Source organism: Streptomyces sp. SP18BB07, assembly GCF_036322545.1.
In the GTDB taxonomy this organism is placed as follows: domain Bacteria; phylum Actinomycetota; class Actinomycetes; order Streptomycetales; family Streptomycetaceae; genus Streptomyces; species Streptomyces deccanensis.
Window position 1 is genome coordinate 1 of the sequence record NZ_JAQYWT010000370.1, and the last position, 16,946, is coordinate 16,946.

Here is a 16,946-nt window from a genome sequence, read left to right on the forward strand (position 1 = left end):
AAAGCAGGGGCTGCGCCCCATGCTTTTCATCGAAGGGCCGAAGGCTCCTTCAGGGGCGCGGGGACCTGCGCGACCAGCCCCCACCGGACCCGCACCCGAAGAACGCACCCGACAACCCACCCCCTTTTGTCACCCCGGCCCGGCATCATGTCCGCATGCGTGCTGCTCGGCTGATCAAGATGGTGTTGTTGCTGCAGTCCCGCCCCTCCATGACCGCCGCCGAACTCGCGCGGGAGCTGGAGGTGTCGGAGCGGACGGTGACGAGGGACGCCCAGGCGCTGTCGGAGGCGGGCGTGCCGGTGTACGCGGACCGGGGCCGTGCCGGGGGGTACCGGCTGATCGGCGGGTACCGGACGCGGTTGACGGGGCTGGCCCGCACCGAGGCCGAGGCGTTGTTCCTCAGCGGTGTGCCGGGCGCGCTGCGGGAGATGGGGTTGGAGGACGCCGCCTCCGCCGCCCGGCTCAAGGTGTCCGCCGCCCTCCTCCCCTCCCTCCGCGACGCCTCCCGTACGGCCTCCCAGCGGTTCCACCTCGACGCGCCGAGCTGGTTCAAGGAGCCGAAGACGCCCGAGCTGCTGCCCGACGTGGCGGACGCGGTCTGGGACGACCGCCGGATCGTCGCGCGGTACCGCAAGGGTTCCACCGAGGTCGAGCGGGCCCTGGAGCCGTACGGTCTCGTGCTCAAGGCCGGCGTCTGGTACCTGTGCGCCCGGGTCCCCGACGTGGACGCCCCCTCCGGCGCCGGCCCCCGGCCGGGTTCGGGGGTCTTCCGTACCTACCGCATCGATCGCTTCACCACCGTCGACACCGGCGACGACCGCTTCACCCGGAACGAGGAGTTCGATCTGCCGGCCTACTGGGACGAGCAGGCGGAACGATTCGCCCGGTCGATCCTGCGCGCCGACGTCGTCGTGCGACTGTCGGCGGAGGGGGTGCGGAGGCTGCCGCACGTGGTGGACCCCGTGTCGGCCCGGGACGCGTTGAGTGCCGTGGCCGACACCCCCGACGAGCACGGCCGGGTGACCGTCGCCCTCCGCGTGGAGTCGGAGGACGTGGCGTACACCCAGCTCATCGCATTGGGAGCGGAGGTCGAGGTGCTGGCTCCCGCCGGGCTGCGGGAGCGCTTCGCGGACGACGCGCGCCGCCTGGCGGAGCTGTACGAGGCGCCGTGAGACAAGAATGGGTCGTTCTTGACGTGCGTCCCACCCGCCCAGGCACGATGCTGGACCAGTGATGGACGAGACGGAGTTCTGGGAGTTGGTGGACACGGCCCGCGAGGACGCCGAGGGCGATCCGGAGGACCAGGCCGACCTGCTCGTGGAACGGCTCGGCCGACTGGACCCGGAGGCGGTGCTGGACTTCGCCCGCCACTTCGAGTCCCGTTACAACCGCGCGTACACCTGGGACCTTTGGTGCGCCGCCACGGTGCTGCTGGGCGGTGCCAGTGACGACGCGTTCGACTACTTCCGGTGCTGGTTGATCGGCCAGGGCCGGGAGGTGTTCGAGGGGGCGGTGCACGACCCCGACGCGCTCGCCGATCTGCTGGACGACTTCGACGAGGAGATCGACGGGGACGCCGAGGAGCTGGGATACGCCGCGGACGAGGCGTACGAGCAGCTCACCGGTGTGGTCGCCCCGGACCTCGGCATCCCGCCCCCGCCCGGCGAACCCGAGGGCACCCCGCTCGACTTCGAGGACGATTCCGCGCTCGCGGAACGCTGCCCGAAGCTCTGGGAGCGGTTCCGGGCCTAGCGACTCCGGGCCTGGGCCGGCCGGGGACCGTCGACGGTCACACGCGCAGTCCGCGGTTCGTCGTGCGGGGCAGGTAGGCGTACGGCTCGGTGGTGTACGGCCCGCCGTGGTGGCGTCGTTCCTTGCCCGGGGCCGGGTGTTCGGGGGCCGCGGCGCCGTGCAGGGGCGCCGAGTTGGCGCGCTCCAGCGCGGACGCGGTGACGGCGGACGGGCCGAGCACGACGACGGCGGTCGCGCAGGCCACCGTCCACGGGCTCCGCAGCGCCGAGGACCAGGACTTCTTCGGGTCTCGGGACTCGCGCTTCGTACGACTGCTGATCATTTTCCCCACCTCCGGTCGGCTTGACGACCACGAAGGTAGGGCGCGGATCTGGGAGAACTCTGTGAGGCGACGGCGCGCTGTCTGTGAACCTCATGAGATGTGCCGCCTGGCTAGATCCGGCCCTGGAGGCGGGCCGCCTGTTCGCGGATCGCGGGCAGGCGTTCGGCGAGGGCCGCGCCCGGGCAGCTGGTCATGTAGCCGTCGCTGTGGCCCGCGAGGGTGGGCAGCAGGACGGTGGTGCCTGCGGCGTAGCGGCTGAGGCTGTTGCTGGAGGTGAGCCGGACGCTGCCCCGGGGGTCGCTGTCGGAGAGCCCCAGTTTCCAGGCGGCGAGCGCGGCGATCGCGTCGGTCATGGCCTGCGGGACGGGGACGCCGGCGGTGAAGGTGCCGAGGGCCGCGATACCGGAGGTGCGGTGGTTGAAGCCCTGGGTGTGGGCGCCGATGACGGCGCGGTCGACGCCGCCCGCGCGGCCCTCGTAGATGGTGCCGCAGCGGTCGACGAGGAAGTTGTAGCCGATGTCGTCCCAGTGTTTGGCGTCGGTCTGGCCGGTGTAGAGGCCGCGGATGATGCGGGGCGCGTCGGCGCAGTCGTAGCCGTTCGGGGAGTCCGTGTGGTGGATGAAGACGGCGGCGACCTCGTCGTCGTAGCGGGCGGGCGGCTGGCTGGGCGCGTCCTTCTCCAGCCAGCGCGACCTGGGCACGATGGGGGGCCGGGGCGCCTGGTGCGGCTGTGCGGGCCGGGTGGTGGCGGGCCCGTCGGCGCGCTCGGCCGTACGGTCCACGCCGATCGCGCCCAGCACCAGGGCGAGCACGGCCGCCAGTCCGGCCAGACAGGCCAGCAGCAGGAGGACGGGCCGGGGCAGGTCCACGCGGGCCCGGGATAGGCGCGTACGCTCCCGGATCCGGCGCATCCGCTCCCGGGCGGGTCGCGTGCGGTCGTGGGACCGGCGTGGCCGCTGTCCGGACGGGTCCGGGGCGCGCGGGGTCCGCGCGCGGCGGCGCCACACGCGCGGCAGCCGCCGTATTCGCGCCCCCCGCGACATCCGGAACACACGCATGGCCCCACAGTCACCCGGATGCCCGTCGGCCGCGATGTGGAGTGGGCCACCCGGGGGAAGCGGAAGGAACCAACGCCGTGGTCCGGGACGTTTTTACGATTCGGGGCGGACACGACGCGGTACCGGCCGGTCGGCTCGGGTCACCGGGGTGCCGTGCGGCCACAGCTGATCACTGCACCCGTGCCGCGCGTACTACAGGGTCCCTGGAGAAAGGCGGTCGGAGTGGACGTGCTCGACATCCTGCTGATGCTGGTGATCCTGGCCTACGCGGCGTCCGGTTACCGTCGCGGCCTGGTCGCGGGATGTGTGTCCCTCGCCGGTTTCGTGGGCGGCGCGGCGATAGGCGTCTGGGTGCTGCCCTGGATGATGGAGCTGGTGGAGGCGGGCACCCCGGCGGCGACGGTCACGGCGGTGCTGACGGTCCTGGTGCCGGGCGTGATCGGGCACGAGCTGGCGGGCCGGCTGGCGCTGCGGCTGCGCCGGGAGATCGACCGCAGTCCGCTGCGGGTGGCCGACGGCGTCGGCGGGGCCGCGGCCAACACGGTCGCCGTGCTGATCGTGGCGTGGGTGGCCGCGAGCGTCCTCGGGGCCTCCTCGTCGGCGGTGGTGACCAACTCGATCCGTAACTCCGCGCTGCTCGGCGCCGTGCAGAACACCATGCCGGAGACCACCCCGGCCTGGTTCTCCAACGCCACCTCGGCGCTCACCGAGGCGGGCTTCCCGCAGGTCTTCAACCCCTTCGAGAACGAGGCGACGGCCGAGGTGGCCAAGCCGTCCGGCGACAGCGTCACCGCGGCCGCGACCGCCGCCGCCAAGCGCAGCACGGTGAAGATCGAGGGCGTCGCGGGCACCCAGGGCCGCGAGGGCAGCGGCTTCGCGTACGCCACCGAGCATGTGATGACCAACGCCCACGTGGTCGCCGGCATCGACGAGCCGAGCGTGCGGGTAGGCGGTGTGGGCAAGGCGTACGAGGCGAAGGTCGTGCTGTTCGATCCGGACAAGGACGTGGCGGTCCTGTACGTGCCGGGTCTGAGGGCCCCGCTGCTGAGCTTCGACGACAGTGCCGGGCGCGGTGACGCGGCGGTGGTGGCCGGCTATCCGGAGGACGGCGGCCTGGACCTCCAGGCGGCCACGGTCGCCAGCCGTATCGACGCGACCGGCCGGAACATCTACAACACCGACGCGGTCACCCGCGACATCTACTCCATCCGCTCCACCGTGCGCCCCGGCAACTCCGGCGGCCCCCTCCTCACCACCGACGGCAAGGTGTTCGGGGTCGTCTTCGCCCGCTCCACCTCGGACGCGGAGACGGGGTACGTGCTCACCGTGGACGAGGTCGCCCCCGACGCGGAGCGCGCGGCGAACGCGACGGCGCCGGTGGACACGGGCGACCTCGTGACCTCGTGATGCGGTGACCTGTGATGCGGTCACGTCGTCATCGGGTGACCTCGTGACGCGGTCACATCTGATCGGGGCCGCTCAGAGCCGACGGCCCATCAGTACGTCGTCCACGTAGGCCCCGTCGATCAGGAACTCCTCCGGCAGGACGCCCTCCACGACGAAGCCCTCGGACTCGTAGAGCTTCCTGGCCGGGGTGTTGTGGCCGAGGACCCGCAGAGTGAGCCGGCGGGCACCGCGCCGCCGGCACTCGTCCTGCGCGGCGCGCAGCAGGGCACGGGCGACACCCGAGCCGCGTGCCTCGTCCGCGACGGCGAGCCCCTGGATCTGGCGGACGTGGGCGTGACAGGCGAGGTTCGAGGGCAGGGCGAGGCGGATGTATCCGACGACGCTGCCGCCGAGCTCGGCCACCAGGTGGTCGTGGGGGCCGTAACGCTCGTTGAAGAAGGGCTCGTGCGGCTGGGTGGGCCGCTCCTGGACGGAGTGCAGGGTGGACCAGGTCTCGCGGTCCAGGCGGCCGAGCGTGTCCTCGTCGTCCGAGGTCGCGAGGCGTATGTGCGGAACGGGCATGACGGCCACTGTACGGGCGGCCCCTGCACGGGCGGCCACCGTGCGGGCGGCGGCACGGCGATCGGGGGCCGGTTCCCGCTGGTCGACGTGGTCCGGGTCCACGCTCGCGCCGGCCGCCGGGCAGGATGGTGGGCATGACCGTTGAATCACCCGTTCCGCCCGGTTCTCGTATCGCGATCGCCGGTGCGTCCGGCCTGATCGGTTCGGCGCTGGCCCGTTCCCTCACCAAGGACGGCTACGAGGTGCTCCGGCTCGTGCGCCGGGAGCCCCGGGCGCGGGGCGAGGTCCGCTGGGACCCGGGCGCGGGACGGGTCGACCTCGCGGGGCTCGCGGGGTGCGCGGCCGTCGTCAACCTCGCCGGCGCGGGGGTCGCGTCCCGCCGCTGGACCGACGCGTACAAGGCGGCGATCCGCGAGAGCCGGGTGCGCGGCACCCGGACCCTCGCCGAGGCCGCCGCCGCCCTCGACACTCCGCCGAGCGTGTTCGTCAACGGCAGCGCGATCGGGTTCTACGGCTACACGGGCGACCGGGTCGTGGACGAGTCGGCCGAGCCGGGGTCGGAGTTCCTGTCCGCGCTGTGCGTGGAGTGGGAGGGGGCGGCCGGGGTCGCGCGGGAGGCCGGGACCCGTACGGCGTTCGCCCGCACGGGGCTGGTGGTGGCCCGGGGCGGGGGTGCCTGGGGGCCGCTGTTCCCGCTGTTCAAGGCGGGGTTGGGCGGGCGGATGGGGGACGGCCGCCAGTACTGGAGCTTCATCTCCCTGCACGACGAGGTCGCGGCGCTGCGGCATCTGCTCTTCACGCCGTCGCTGTCCGGGCCGTTCAACCTGACGGCGCCGACGCCGCGCACCAACCGGGAGATCACGGCGGCGATGGGGCGCGTGCTGCACCGGCCCACCGTGTTCACGGTGCCGGCACCCGCGCTGCGGCTCGTCCTCGGGGGCGTCGCCGGCGATGTGCTGGGGAGCACGCGGGCGGTTCCTTCGCGGTTGCTGGAGTCGGGCTTCGCGTTCAGACATCCGGAGATCGACGAAGCGATTCGAGCTGCGCTCGGCTGACCGGGGGGTTCGTTGTCGGTGCGGGGGCGTTGTCGGTGCGGGTGCGTGGGGCTTCTCGCGCAGTTCCCCGCGCCCCTGAAAAGCAGGGGCTGCGCCCCGTGCTTTTCGGCCGCAGCCCCGTCGTTTTCCAGGCCCGCAGGACCGTGGTCTTCCAGGCCCGCAGGGCCTGGTCTTTCAGGGGCGCGGGGAACTGCGCGAGAAGCCCCACCGGGCCCGCAGTCGCCGACGCACCGGCACCCCCCGAACGCCCGGCGCACGGACACCCCGCCCATGCCCCCGTGCGAGGTCACACGCTCCTTCCCCGGACCCGGCCCCCACCTTCACTCTCGTGCCGAACTCAGGTATTTCAGATGGGTGTTGGGGGCATAACGTCCCCGCAGCCGCGCGACCTCGGGAGGGGCACGTGCTTGAGTCGGTGCACCAGTCGGCGTACCAGGCGGACACGCGGGACGTGGACGTGATCGTCGTAGGAGCCGGCGTGGCCGGCCTCGCTGCGGCCGGACATCTGACCAGGGCGGGTCTGCGGACCCTCGTCCTGGAGGCCGCCCCCGCCGTCGGCGGCCGTATGTCCACCGAGAAGATCGACGGCTTCCGCCTCGACCGGACGACGCATCTGCTGTCCACGTCGTACCCGGAACTGCGCCGCACCCCGGGCATGGACACCCTGCCCCTGCGCCCGTTCGCCCCCGGCGTCCTGCTGCACTCCGACGGGCGTCATCAACGGGCCGGCGCCACCCCCGTCCTGCGGAGCGCGAGGGGCGCACTCACAGCCGCACGCGCCCTCGCAAGCGCCCCCAGGCTCCCCCGGAACCAGGGTCGCGCCCAGGCCAGGGCCACGGGCACCCGACCGGGTCGGCTCGGCGCCCCCGCCGACCAGTCCCGGCTGGCCATGGCCCTGGCCCGGCTCGCCGCGACCGCGCCCGAACGGCTCCTTACCCGGGCCGAGGTCCCGGCCTCCCAGGCCCTGGCGTCCCGGGGCTTCCCACCCCGGACGATCGACGGTTTCGTCCGTCCCCTGCTGACCGCGCTGCTCGCCGACCCGACGCTGGCGACCTCCAGCCGCTGCGCCGACCTGGCCCTGCACACCTACGCGACAGGCCGGCTCTGCGTCCCGGAGGGCGGCGCCGACACCCTTCCCGAACTCCTCGCGGCCGCGCTGCCGCCGGGGTCGGTCCGTACGGGGGTGCGGGCGACCGCCATCAGCACGACCTCGGTGACCACGGCGGACCACGGTGAACTCGCCTGCCGGGCCGTGGTGCTGGCCACGGACGCCCGGTCCGCCGCCGAGCTGCTGCCCGGCCTGCGCGTGCCGGGGTTCCACCCGGTGACGGTCCTGCACCACGCCACGGACGAACCCCCGTTGACGGAACCGGCGCTGCTCCTCGACGCCGACCGCAGCGGGCCCGTCTCGCACACGGCGGTGATCAGCCAGGTCGACCCGAGCCGGGCACCGGCGGGCCGCACCCTGATCACCTCCACGGTCCTCGGCACTCCCCCGGACGCCGCGCACCTCGACGCCACGGTCCGCGCCCAACTGGCCCGCCTCTACCGGACGTCGACGACGCGCTGGGAGCTGCTCGCCGCGTACCACCTCCCCGAGGCCGTCCCCGCGATGCCCGCGCCGCACGATCTGCGCCGCCCGGTACGGCTCCTCGCCGGCCTCTACGTCTGCGGCGACCACCGCGACACCAGCACCGTGCAGGGCGCGCTCCACTCCGCCCGCCGGGCCGCCCACGCCGTCCTGACCGACCTGGACGCCCACCCCACGTTCCTGGAGGAACCGCTGGAAACGGCCGCGTGAGACCGCATGGGGCCACCGGAACCCGTGGGGGCCGTGGAGGCCGTGGAGGCCCGTGGAGACCCGTCCACGGCCCCAGGGGCCTCGTGGGGTGGCGTGGACGGCTTGAACGGCACAGGGGCGCCCGGAGTTGCCTCCGGGCGCCCCTGTCGTGTGCCGCACGCCTACAGCAGCGCCGCCACCTTGTCCCGGTAGCCCCGCACGGGGGCCGCGTCCCGGTACGGCTCCAGTCGGCGTTCGAAGTCGCGGACGTACTCCACGGCCCTGACCGACCGCATCTCGGCGGCCTGGCCCGCGGCCTCCGCGCCGAGCTGGCAGGCCTGGTCGAGTTCGCCGAGGCCGAGGCGGGCCGAGGCGAGGACGACACGGCAGAAGAGGCGGCTGCGGGCGTAGGCGGGCGCCCTCAACTGCAGCGAGCGTTCCGCGTGTTGGGCGGCCGCGCGGTACTGCTGGAGGTCGCGGTGGCTGTGGCCGAACTCGTCGGCGAGCTGCGCCTCGTCGAAGAACCGCGCCCAGTACGGGACTTCGTCCCCGGGCCGGGCCGTCTCCAGGGCGCGTTCGGCACGGACCAGCGCGGCCGTGGAAGCCCGGACCTCGCCCAGCACCGCGTGGCCGCGCGCCTCGACGGAGTGCAACAGCGACTGCACCACCGGCGGCACGGCCGACCCGACACCCTGCTGGGCGACGCGCGCGAGCTGCACGGCCTCCCGGCCATGCCCCAGATAGACCGCCTGACGGCTCATCGTGACGAGCACGTACGCCCCGTACGCCCGGTCCCCCGCCGCCTGCGCCAGCCTGAGCGCCTGCACGAAGTACCGCTGGGCAAGGCCGTGCGCCCCGATGTCGTACGAGGTCCAGCCGGCCAGCCGGGTCAGGTCGGCGGCGGCCGCGAACAGCCGTCGGCCGATCTGTTCGCCGTAGGCGCCGCGCAGCATGGGCTCGGCCTCGTGCTCCAGGTAGCGCACGAGGGCCTGGCGGGCGTGGCCGCCGCCGTAGGCGTCGTCGAGGGCGCGGAACAGCTCGCCCACCGAGCGGAGGGCGGCGATGTCCCCGCCGGTGACCTTCTGGCCGGGGCCGCGCTCGGTCTGGCTGCGCTGCCGGGGGACGACCGGGCGGCCCTGCGGGGGAACCCGGGTGGCTGCCGGATCACCGCGCCCGACCCGGTCGTCGGCCCGGCCGATCAGCCAGTCGCGGCTGGGGACGACCAGCCCGGCGGGCGTGAACGCGATCTTGCGGAGCTCGGCGTGGCTGCCGGAGTCCTTGCGCCACAGGCCGCCGACGATGTCGATGGCCTCCTCGGGGGTCGCGGCGAACTCCAGGCCCGCGTAGACGGGGGCGCAGGCGTCCAGTCCGAGGTCCTGGGCGGTGAGGCGGCGACCGAGGCGGCGGGTGAACACCTCGGCGATGAGTGCGGGTGTCGTCCCCCGGGGCTGCTGACCACGTAGCCAGCGGGTGACCGACGTCTTGTCGTATCTGAGGTCGAGGCCGTGTTCGAGACCGAGCTGGTCCACACGGCGCGCTAGTCCCGCGTTCGAGAACCCCGCTTCTGCGATGAGGGCGGCGAGCTGGCGGTTGGGGGTGCGCTGCGCGGGTCGTTCCGTCATCTGCGGTGCGGTCTCCTGCCTTCCGGGTGTCGGCGGGGTTTCCCGGATTGCCTGGTGAGAAGCCTTTTGCGGCCTGGTGAACGGCGCGAATGTAGCGGAGAGTAAGCGTCCGATCGCACACTTCCGCGTCCATTCATCCGATCGTGTGAGGATTTGCCGCACGGCTGACGTGGTCGGCCTCCGACACGCGCCGGCTGGGCCCCTCGTACGCCCGGCGGCCGCGGCGTACGACGAGCGTCGGCCCGCACCCTCGCGCCGCGTACGACGGCCGACGGAGGCCGCTCGAACAGGTCGCGGTCGTACGGTCGTACAGTGGCTTGGGCGCTGCACGCGCCTGACAGAGCCACAGGGCTATCGCGGTCCGCCGCCCGGCGGTACCGCCGAGGGAGGCGCTTGCCGTGAGTGGGTTGCGGTTCGTCCGCATGGGGTTCGGCGCGGAGATGGTCGAGTACCAGGAGGCGTGGGACGAGCAGCGCCGGGTGCACGCGGCGCGCTTCGCGGACGAGGTCCCCGACACCGTGCTGCTCCTGGAGCACCCGCCGGTCTACACGGCCGGGCGGCGCACGGCCGACAACGAGCGCCCCCTCGACGGCACGCCCGTGATCGACGTCGACCGCGGCGGCAAGATCACCTGGCACGGTCCCGGCCAGCTGGTGGGCTACCCGATCCAGAAGCTGCCCCGCCCGGTGGACGTGGTGGCCCACGTACGGCGGCTCGAAGAGGCACTCATCCGCACGTGCGCGGAGTTCGGCGTCGAGACCACCCGGGTCGAGGGCCGCAGCGGTGTGTGGGTGCTCGGCGATCCGGTCGAGCAGCGGCTCGGCGGGCTGTCGCTGGACCTCGACCCCCGGATGACCGACGACGAGTTCGACCCCCGGATGAACGGGCCGGAGTACGCGCCCTCCAACGCCGGGCAGCGGCGCGAGGACCGCAAGATCGCCGCGATCGGGATCCGGGTGGCGAAGGGGGTCACGATGCACGGCTTCGCGCTGAACGTGAACCCCGACAACAAGTGGTTCGACCGGATCATCCCGTGCGGGATCCGTGACGCGGGGGTGGCGTCGCTCGCGGGCGAGCTGGGGCGGGACGTGACGATCCCCGAGGTGCTGCCGGTGGTCGAGCGCCATCTGCGGGAGGTCCTGGAGAACGCGGACCTGCAGCCGCGGGTGGTGGAACGGGCGTCGGCGTAGCCCGGGCCGGGGTGCGCTGTCGAGTGCGGGTGCGTGGGGGCTGGTCGCGCAGTTCCCCGCGCCCCTAAAAGCCCAGGCCCTGCGGGCCTGAAAAAGCCGGGGCGCAGCCCCGCTTTTTTCAGGCCCGCAGGGAACTGCGCGACCAGCCCCCACCGGACGGACGCCTAGGGGTCGAAGGGGCGCAGCCCCTGGGATGGGACGGGTAGGGGCGGCGGGGGCGGGGGAATGCCGCCTCGAAGCCGAAGGTTGCCCACCCCGGTGGGCGAGAACCGTACGGGCGTACCCTGGTGGACGCCGAAGAATCGAAGCACAGGGAGCCGATGTGTCCGCAGTCGCACCCGACGGACGCAAGATGCTGCGCCTGGAGGTCCGCAACAGCCAGACCCCCATCGAGCGCAAGCCCGAGTGGATCAAGACCCGGGCGAAAATGGGCCCCGAGTACACGAAGATGCAGGGCCTCGTGAAGAGCGAGGGGCTCCACACCGTCTGTCAGGAAGCCGGATGCCCCAACATCTATGAGTGCTGGGAGGACCGCGAGGCCACCTTCCTGATCGGCGGCGACCAGTGCACCCGCCGCTGCGACTTCTGCCAGATCGACACCGGCAAGCCAGAGGCGCTGGACCGCGACGAGCCTCGCCGCGTCGGCGAGTCCGTCGTCACCATGGACCTGAACTACGCCACCATCACCGGCGTCGCCCGCGACGACCTGGAGGACGGCGGCGCCTGGCTGTACGCGGAGACCGTGCGCCAGATCCACCAGCAGACCGCGCAGCGCGCGGACGGCCAGACCAAGGTCGAGCTGCTGGCGCCCGACTTCAACGCCGTCCCGGAGCTGCTGGAGGAGGTCTTCGCCTCCCGCCCCGAGGTCTTCGCGCACAACGTCGAGACGGTCCCGCGGATCTTCAAGCGCATCCGCCCCGGCTTCCGCTACGAGCGCTCCCTGAAGGTCATCACCGAGGCCCGTGACTACGGTCTGGTCACGAAGTCGAACCTCATCCTCGGCATGGGCGAGACCCGCGAGGAGGTCAGCGAGGCGCTCAAGCAGCTGCACGACGCGGGCTGCGAGCTGGTGACCATCACGCAGTACCTGCGCCCGAGCGTCCGGCACCACCCCGTGGAGCGCTGGGTCAAGCCGCAGGAGTTCGTCGAGCTGAAGCAAGAGGCCGACGAGATCGGGTTCTCCGGCGTGATGTCCGGCCCGCTGGTCCGTTCCTCGTATCGCGCCGGACGCCTGTACCAGATGGCCGTCGAGAAGCGGGGCGCGTACATCGCGTCGCAGGCCGTCTGACCCCGTGTGACCCCCCTCCGACCCTTACGCCGAATGGCACGGAGTGCCACCCGATTCGTGTGAATCTGAGCACAAGAGGCTACTCGTCGGTAATGGCCGATTGACCGCGGTCCTGACCGTCCTCGCAGTTGAGGGCAGCGTCAGGGCCGCGTCGAGGTTTAAAAGCCGCGTATCAAGGCTTCACTGGCGTTTGACCGGTCGGTCACGCCCTGGTAACACCAATCAGTGACCCTGGTTTCACGCCCGGTACAGGGTCCTAGCCAGAGCAGCCATCCCGAGGGGGACCTCCCATGCAGGCCGCGCCCGTTCGAGCCACAGCGATCCCGTCGTTCACCGATGCACTCCGTGCCGTCGAGTCGCTGCTCATGAGCAGCGGCCAGCGCACCGCCCGTCGCAACGCCTGGACCTCCGTCCTGGAGGACCGCCGCCGCGCCAAGGACCGCGTCGAGACCGAGCGCGTCCTCGAGGCCGTCGTCGCCTCGCGCACCTCCTGACGCCAACCGCCGCACCACGCCGGCACCGCCGCCGCCCGGCGCCGCTTCCCCAGCGCAGCCGCCGGTCCCCGGTCCCCACCGGCACCGCCGTCGTACTCGCTTTCGCGGACACGTAGACTTCGTGCCATGGCGAGGAAGGAACCCGCAGCGGACGCTGCGAACCCCGGGCGACTCAAGCAGATCGCTCTGACGTACAAGATGACCCGCAGGGCCGACAAGAAGATCGGTCTTGTACTCGCGGCTGTCGGAATCATCACCTTCGGTGTCTTCCTCGCGATCGGTTTCTTGATCGGTCACCCCATCTATCTCGGCATCCTGGGCTTCCTGCTCGCCTTCCTCGCGACGGCGATCGTCTTCGGACGGCGGGCCGAGCGGGCCGCGTTCGGGCAGATGGAAGGCCAGCCGGGTGCCGCCGCGGCGGTACTGGACAACGTGGGCCGTGGCTGGACCACGACGCCCGCGGTGGCGATGAACCGCAGCCAGGACGTGGTGCACCGGGCCGTCGGCAAGGCCGGCATCGTCCTGGTCGCCGAGGGCAACCCGAACCGGGTGAAGAGCCTGCTGGCCGCCGAGAAGCGGAAGATGGCCCGCATCGTGGCGGACGTCCCCGTGCACGACCTGGTCGTGGGCACGGGCGAGGGCCAGACCGAGCTGAAGAAGCTCCGCACGACCATGCTCAAGCTGCCGCGCGTCCTCTCCGGCCCCCAGGTGACCGCCACCAACGACCGGCTGCGTGCCATGGGCGACCTGATGAGCAACATGCCGCTCCCCAAGGGCCCGATGCCCAAGGGCATGCGGATGCCGAAGGGCGGCCCGAAGGCCCGCTGACGACATGAGTACGACGATGGGGGGCGCCCGGATCACTCCGGGCGCCCCCCATCGTCGTACGCGTGCCATCGTCGTACGCGCGCGAAGGCCTCAGATCCTGACCTCGACCGTGCGGGCCAGCCGGTCGTGGAGGCCGCGGCCGTCGCGGTCCCAGACGAGAGCCGGGATGGCGAGGCAGAGGAGGGCGGAGCGGGCCAGGGCGCGCCACGGAACGACGGTGCCGGTGTCCTGGGCCACGACGCGCAGGCCGAAGAGGCGCTTACCGGGTGTGAAGCCGACCGTGCCCAGTGTCAGGGCGTGGAGCAGGAAGAAGATGAGCAGGGCCCAGTTGCTGGTGGCCTGGTCGTAGCCGTCGGTGATCAGGCTGTATGCGATCAAGAGGCAGAGGCCCCAGTCGACGGCGAGGGCACCGAGGCGGCGGCCGGGGCGGGCGATGGAGCCGGGTCCCTCCTCCGGCAGACCGAGCTGCTCTCCCCTGTATCCGAAGTCGACTCCGGCTGCCTCCGCGGCGTCACGGGGGCCGGAGAGCCACGATCCGATTGCTTGCCTCTTGTCCACTCGAACACGGTACTGCGACCGTTCTGCCATACGGACAGGTGGGGTGCCGGGCGGGATGTCCGGTTAACTTGTGCGAAACAAATGGGTCACGTACGAGAAATCACCCGTCCCTAGTGTCGAGAACAGCGTGTGCCACCGCACTGGCAGCACGAACGAACTACCACCCCGGCAGGTGACGTCGGGAGTAGGAGGAGCTGGATGTTCCAGAACGCCGACGAGGCCAAGAAGTACATCGCGGACGAGGACGTCAAGTTCGTCGACGTCCGCTTCTGCGACCTGCCGGGTGTGATGCAGCACTTCACGATCCCGGCCGAGGCCTTCGACCCGGCCGAGGAGCTCGCGTTCGACGGCTCCTCGATCCGCGGCTTCCAGGCCATCCACGAGTCCGACATGGCGCTCCGCGCCGACCTGACGACCGCGCGCGTCGACCCGTTCCGCCGCGACAAGACGGTCAACATCAACTTCTTCATCCACGACCCGATCACGGGCGAGCAGTACTCCCGTGACCCGCGGAACGTGGCGAAGAAGGCCGAGGCGTACCTCGCGTCCACCGGTATCGCCGACACCGCGTACTTCGGTCCCGAGGCCGAGTTCTACGTCTTCGACAGCGTGCGCTTCAAGACCTCGGAGAACGAGTCCTTCTACCACATCGACTCCGAGGCGGGCGCCTGGAACACCGGTGCGCTGGAGGACAACCGCGGTTACAAGGTCCGCTACAAGGGTGGTTACTTCCCGACCCCGCCGGTCGACCACTTCGCCGACCTGCGTGCGGAGATCTCCCTGGAGCTGGCCAAGTCCGGTCTCCAGGTCGAGCGCCAGCACCACGAGGTGGGCACCGCCGGCCAGGCCGAGATCAACTACAAGTTCAACACGCTGCTCGCCGCGGCCGACGACCTCCAGCTCTTCAAGTACATCGTGAAGAACGTGGCCTGGCGCAACGGCAAGACCGCGACCTTCATGCCGAAGCCGATCTTCGGTGACAACGGCTCGGGCATGCACGTCCACCAGTCGCTGTGGTCGGGCGGCTCGCCGCTCTTCTACGACGAGGCCGGTTACGCGGGCCTGTCGGACACCGCCCGCTACTACATCGGCGGCATCCTCAAGCACGCCCCGTCGCTGCTGGCCTTCACCAACCCGACGGTGAACTCGTACCACCGCCTGGTGCCGGGCTTCGAGGCGCCGGTGAACCTGGTCTACTCGCAGCGCAACCGCTCCGCGGCCATGCGTATCCCGATCACGGGTTCGAACCCGAAGGCCAAGCGTGTGGAGTTCCGCGCGCCCGACTCCTCCGGCAACCCGTACCTCGCCTTCTCGGCCCTGCTGCTCGCGGGCCTCGACGGCATCAAGAACAAGATCGAGCCGGCCGAGCCGATCGACAAGGACCTCTACGAGCTGGCCCCCGAGGAGCACGCGGGCGTCCCGCAGGTCCCGACCTCCCTCCCGGCCGTCCTCGACTCGCTGGAGCGCGACCACGAGTTCCTCCTCCAGGGCGACGTCTTCACGCCGGACCTGATCGAGACGTGGATCGACTACAAGCGCACCAACGAGATCGCCCCGCTCCAGCTGCGCCCGCACCCGCACGAGTTCGAGCTGTACTTCGACGTGTGATCGACGCGTAGTCCGTACGTTTCCACGGCGGCGCCCCCGTTCCTGTTTCTCGGGACGGGGGCGTCGTCGTATGGTTCTGGCACGACTGTTCGAGAGAGATGACGGGGAGACACGGGGATGCCCGAACAGGACGACGACGAGCGGGAGTTCGACATCAAGTGGGCGGACGGTGCCGAGCTCAAGGAGCCCTCCGCGCGGGCCCGGATGCTCGCGGCCCGGTGGAAGGAGAACCCGCCCGCACCCCAGCCCTTCCGCGCCGACCCCGGGCCGAGGGAGCCGCGCCGGTCGTCCTGGGTGTCGACGGTGATCGTGTTCGGCTGCGTGGCGGGGCTGATCGCGCTGATCGGATACGTCAACTATCGGTCTTCGTACTGAGGCCTCCTAGCGGCCTTTGCCCTGCCGGGGGGCGATCAGGACCACCGCGTGACCGCTTCATGGGGATGCCCGGGCGCACAATGGAAGCGGGACGAGCTGCTGCCTGAGTGCGGGGTGGTACGGATGGCTGAGCGGTTCCGGAGTGATCCTCGGCTGGCGATGCGGATGACGGTCACGTTGTTTCTGCTCGGGTTGCTCTATGTCGTGTTCGTGGCCGTGCTGATCGCGCTGCTGAGGTCGTGGGTGCTGGTCGTGGTGATCGCCGCGGGGCTGCTGGGGGCGCAGTACTGGTACTCCGACCGGGTCGCCCTCTACGCGATGCGCGGGCGGGTCGTGGAGCCGGAGGAGTATCCGCTGCTGCACGGCGTCGTGGACCGGCTCTGCGCGGTCGCGGACGTGCCGAAGCCGCGGGTCGCCGTGGCCGACATGGATATGCCGAACGCGTTCGCGACCGGGCGGAACGCCGATCACGCCGTGGTGTGCGTGACGACGGGGCTGCTGCGGCGGCTGGAGCCGGACGAGCTGGAGGGCGTGCTCGCGCACGAGCTGTCCCATGTGGCGCACCGCGATGTCGCCGTCATGACGGTCGCCTCGTTCCTCGGGGTGCTCGCCGGGCTCGTCGTCCGCTCCGCGTTCTACTCGCACATGTTCGGCGGGCGGCGGGACCAGAACACCGCCGTCGTGTTCAGCGTGATCATGGGCGTCTCCGCCGCGGTGTACGTCCTGAGCTTCCTGCTGATCCGGGTGCTGTCCCGGTACCGCGAGCTGGCCGCCGACCGGGCGGGCGCCCTGCTCACCGGGCGGCCCTCGGCGCTGGCCTCCGCGCTCACCAAGGTCACCGGCGACATCGCGCGCATCCCCACCCGGGACCTGCGCACCTCGCAGGCCTTCAACGCCTTCTACTTCACCCCCGCGCTCGGCGACCACCCCCATCTGGCCCACTTCTTCGCCACCCACCCGCCACTGGAGCAGCGGCTCGATCAACTGGCCCGTATCTCGGGGGAGTTGGATGCGGCCGCCGCGCCGGGGTCCGGTGGGTCGGAGGGGT

Annotated in this window: 16 protein-coding genes and 1 pseudogene; 12 read left to right on the plus strand and 5 right to left on the minus strand. The window is 71.7% G+C overall.

Annotated elements, in window-relative coordinates:
- The first annotated feature begins 155 nt into the window (after positions 1–155).
- Positions 156–1,172 carry a helix-turn-helix transcriptional regulator gene (locus tag PUR53_RS45460; protein ID WP_329901224.1) on the plus strand — a complete coding sequence of 339 codons (1,017 nt, stop codon included), beginning with the start codon at positions 156–158 and terminating at the stop codon, positions 1,170–1,172.
- A gap of 61 nt (positions 1,173–1,233) precedes the next feature.
- Positions 1,234–1,752 carry a DUF4240 domain-containing protein gene (locus PUR53_RS45465; protein WP_329912614.1) on the plus strand — a complete coding sequence of 173 codons (519 nt, stop codon included), beginning with the start codon at positions 1,234–1,236 and terminating at the stop codon, positions 1,750–1,752.
- Positions 1,753–1,789: 37 nt separating this feature from the next.
- On the opposite strand, the gene PUR53_RS45470 is transcribed toward PUR53_RS45465, so the two are convergent.
- Both PUR53_RS45470 and PUR53_RS45475 read right to left on the minus strand, forming a co-directional pair.
- Positions 1,790–2,074: a hypothetical protein gene (locus PUR53_RS45470; protein ID WP_329912381.1), complete on the minus strand. Its 285-nt coding sequence runs from the start codon at positions 2,072–2,074 to the stop codon at positions 1,790–1,792.
- Between the two features lie 110 nt (positions 2,075–2,184).
- The gene (locus PUR53_RS45475) at positions 2,185–2,985 is read right to left on the minus strand and encodes a peptidoglycan recognition protein family protein (RefSeq protein ID WP_329901282.1); all 801 of its coding nucleotides are present in this window, start codon (positions 2,983–2,985) and stop codon (positions 2,185–2,187) included.
- 369 nt (positions 2,986–3,354) lie between these two features.
- Here PUR53_RS45475 and PUR53_RS45480 point away from each other — a divergent pair, with 369 nt between their 5' ends.
- On the plus strand, positions 3,355–4,539 hold the full coding sequence (locus PUR53_RS45480) for a MarP family serine protease (RefSeq protein WP_329901222.1): 1,185 nt from the start codon (positions 3,355–3,357) through the stop codon (positions 4,537–4,539).
- 72 nt (positions 4,540–4,611) lie between these two features.
- Here PUR53_RS45480 and PUR53_RS45485 read toward each other — a convergent pair whose 3' ends face one another.
- Positions 4,612–5,100, minus strand: coding sequence for a GNAT family N-acetyltransferase (locus PUR53_RS45485; RefSeq protein ID WP_329901221.1), 489 nt, complete (start codon positions 5,098–5,100; stop codon positions 4,612–4,614).
- Positions 5,101–5,234: 134 nt separating this feature from the next.
- Between PUR53_RS45485 and PUR53_RS45490 the strand changes: the two genes are divergently transcribed.
- Both PUR53_RS45490 and PUR53_RS45495 read left to right on the plus strand, forming a co-directional pair.
- Positions 5,235–6,155: a TIGR01777 family oxidoreductase gene (locus PUR53_RS45490; protein ID WP_329912382.1), complete on the plus strand. Its 921-nt coding sequence runs from the start codon at positions 5,235–5,237 to the stop codon at positions 6,153–6,155.
- Between the two features lie 403 nt (positions 6,156–6,558).
- Positions 6,559–7,956 carry an NAD(P)/FAD-dependent oxidoreductase gene (locus PUR53_RS45495; protein ID WP_329912383.1) on the plus strand — a complete coding sequence of 466 codons (1,398 nt, stop codon included), beginning with the start codon at positions 6,559–6,561 and terminating at the stop codon, positions 7,954–7,956.
- Between the two features lie 161 nt (positions 7,957–8,117).
- Here the strand turns inward: PUR53_RS45495 and PUR53_RS45500 are convergent, their stop codons facing one another.
- On the minus strand, positions 8,118–9,557 hold the full coding sequence (locus PUR53_RS45500) for a regulator (RefSeq protein WP_239753574.1): 1,440 nt from the start codon (positions 9,555–9,557) through the stop codon (positions 8,118–8,120).
- Positions 9,558–9,955: 398 nt separating this feature from the next.
- Here PUR53_RS45500 and lipB point away from each other — a divergent pair, with 398 nt between their 5' ends.
- The 4 genes from lipB to PUR53_RS45520 all read left to right on the plus strand — a co-directional run bounded on the left by lipB (position 9,956) and on the right by PUR53_RS45520 (position 13,357).
- A complete protein-coding gene (lipB, locus tag PUR53_RS45505; protein WP_329901218.1) occupies positions 9,956–10,747 on the plus strand; it encodes a lipoyl(octanoyl) transferase LipB in 792 nt (263 codons plus the stop codon).
- Positions 10,748–11,069: 322 nt separating this feature from the next.
- On the plus strand, positions 11,070–12,035 hold the full coding sequence (gene lipA, locus PUR53_RS45510; protein ID WP_329901217.1) for a lipoyl synthase: 966 nt from the start codon (positions 11,070–11,072) through the stop codon (positions 12,033–12,035).
- Between the two features lie 290 nt (positions 12,036–12,325).
- Positions 12,326–12,529 (plus strand): SCO2195 family GlnR-regulated protein, encoded by a 204-nt coding sequence (locus tag PUR53_RS45515; protein ID WP_239753577.1) that lies wholly within the window; start codon positions 12,326–12,328, stop codon positions 12,527–12,529.
- Positions 12,530–12,655: 126 nt separating this feature from the next.
- Positions 12,656–13,357, plus strand: a complete 702-nt coding sequence (locus PUR53_RS45520) for a DUF4191 domain-containing protein (RefSeq protein WP_319100080.1) — start codon at positions 12,656–12,658, stop codon at positions 13,355–13,357.
- Positions 13,358–13,447: 90 nt separating this feature from the next.
- Here the strand turns inward: PUR53_RS45520 and PUR53_RS45525 are convergent, their stop codons facing one another.
- Entirely contained in the window at positions 13,448–13,915 is a 468-nt protein-coding gene (locus PUR53_RS45525) for an RDD family protein (protein ID WP_329912384.1), read from the minus strand.
- 198 nt (positions 13,916–14,113) lie between these two features.
- Here PUR53_RS45525 and glnA point away from each other — a divergent pair, with 198 nt between their 5' ends.
- The 3 genes and pseudogenes from glnA to htpX form a co-directional block, all read left to right on the plus strand.
- Positions 14,114–15,523: a type I glutamate--ammonia ligase gene (gene glnA, locus PUR53_RS45530; protein ID WP_329901216.1), complete on the plus strand. Its 1,410-nt coding sequence runs from the start codon at positions 14,114–14,116 to the stop codon at positions 15,521–15,523.
- A gap of 117 nt (positions 15,524–15,640) precedes the next feature.
- Positions 15,641–15,898: an SCO2583/SCO2584 N-terminal domain-containing protein gene (locus PUR53_RS45535; protein ID WP_329901215.1), complete on the plus strand. Its 258-nt coding sequence runs from the start codon at positions 15,641–15,643 to the stop codon at positions 15,896–15,898.
- Between the two features lie 123 nt (positions 15,899–16,021).
- A pseudogene (gene htpX, locus PUR53_RS45540) lies at positions 16,022–16,927 on the plus strand (zinc metalloprotease HtpX); the annotation flags it as partial.
- Positions 16,928–16,946 lie beyond the last annotated feature (19 nt).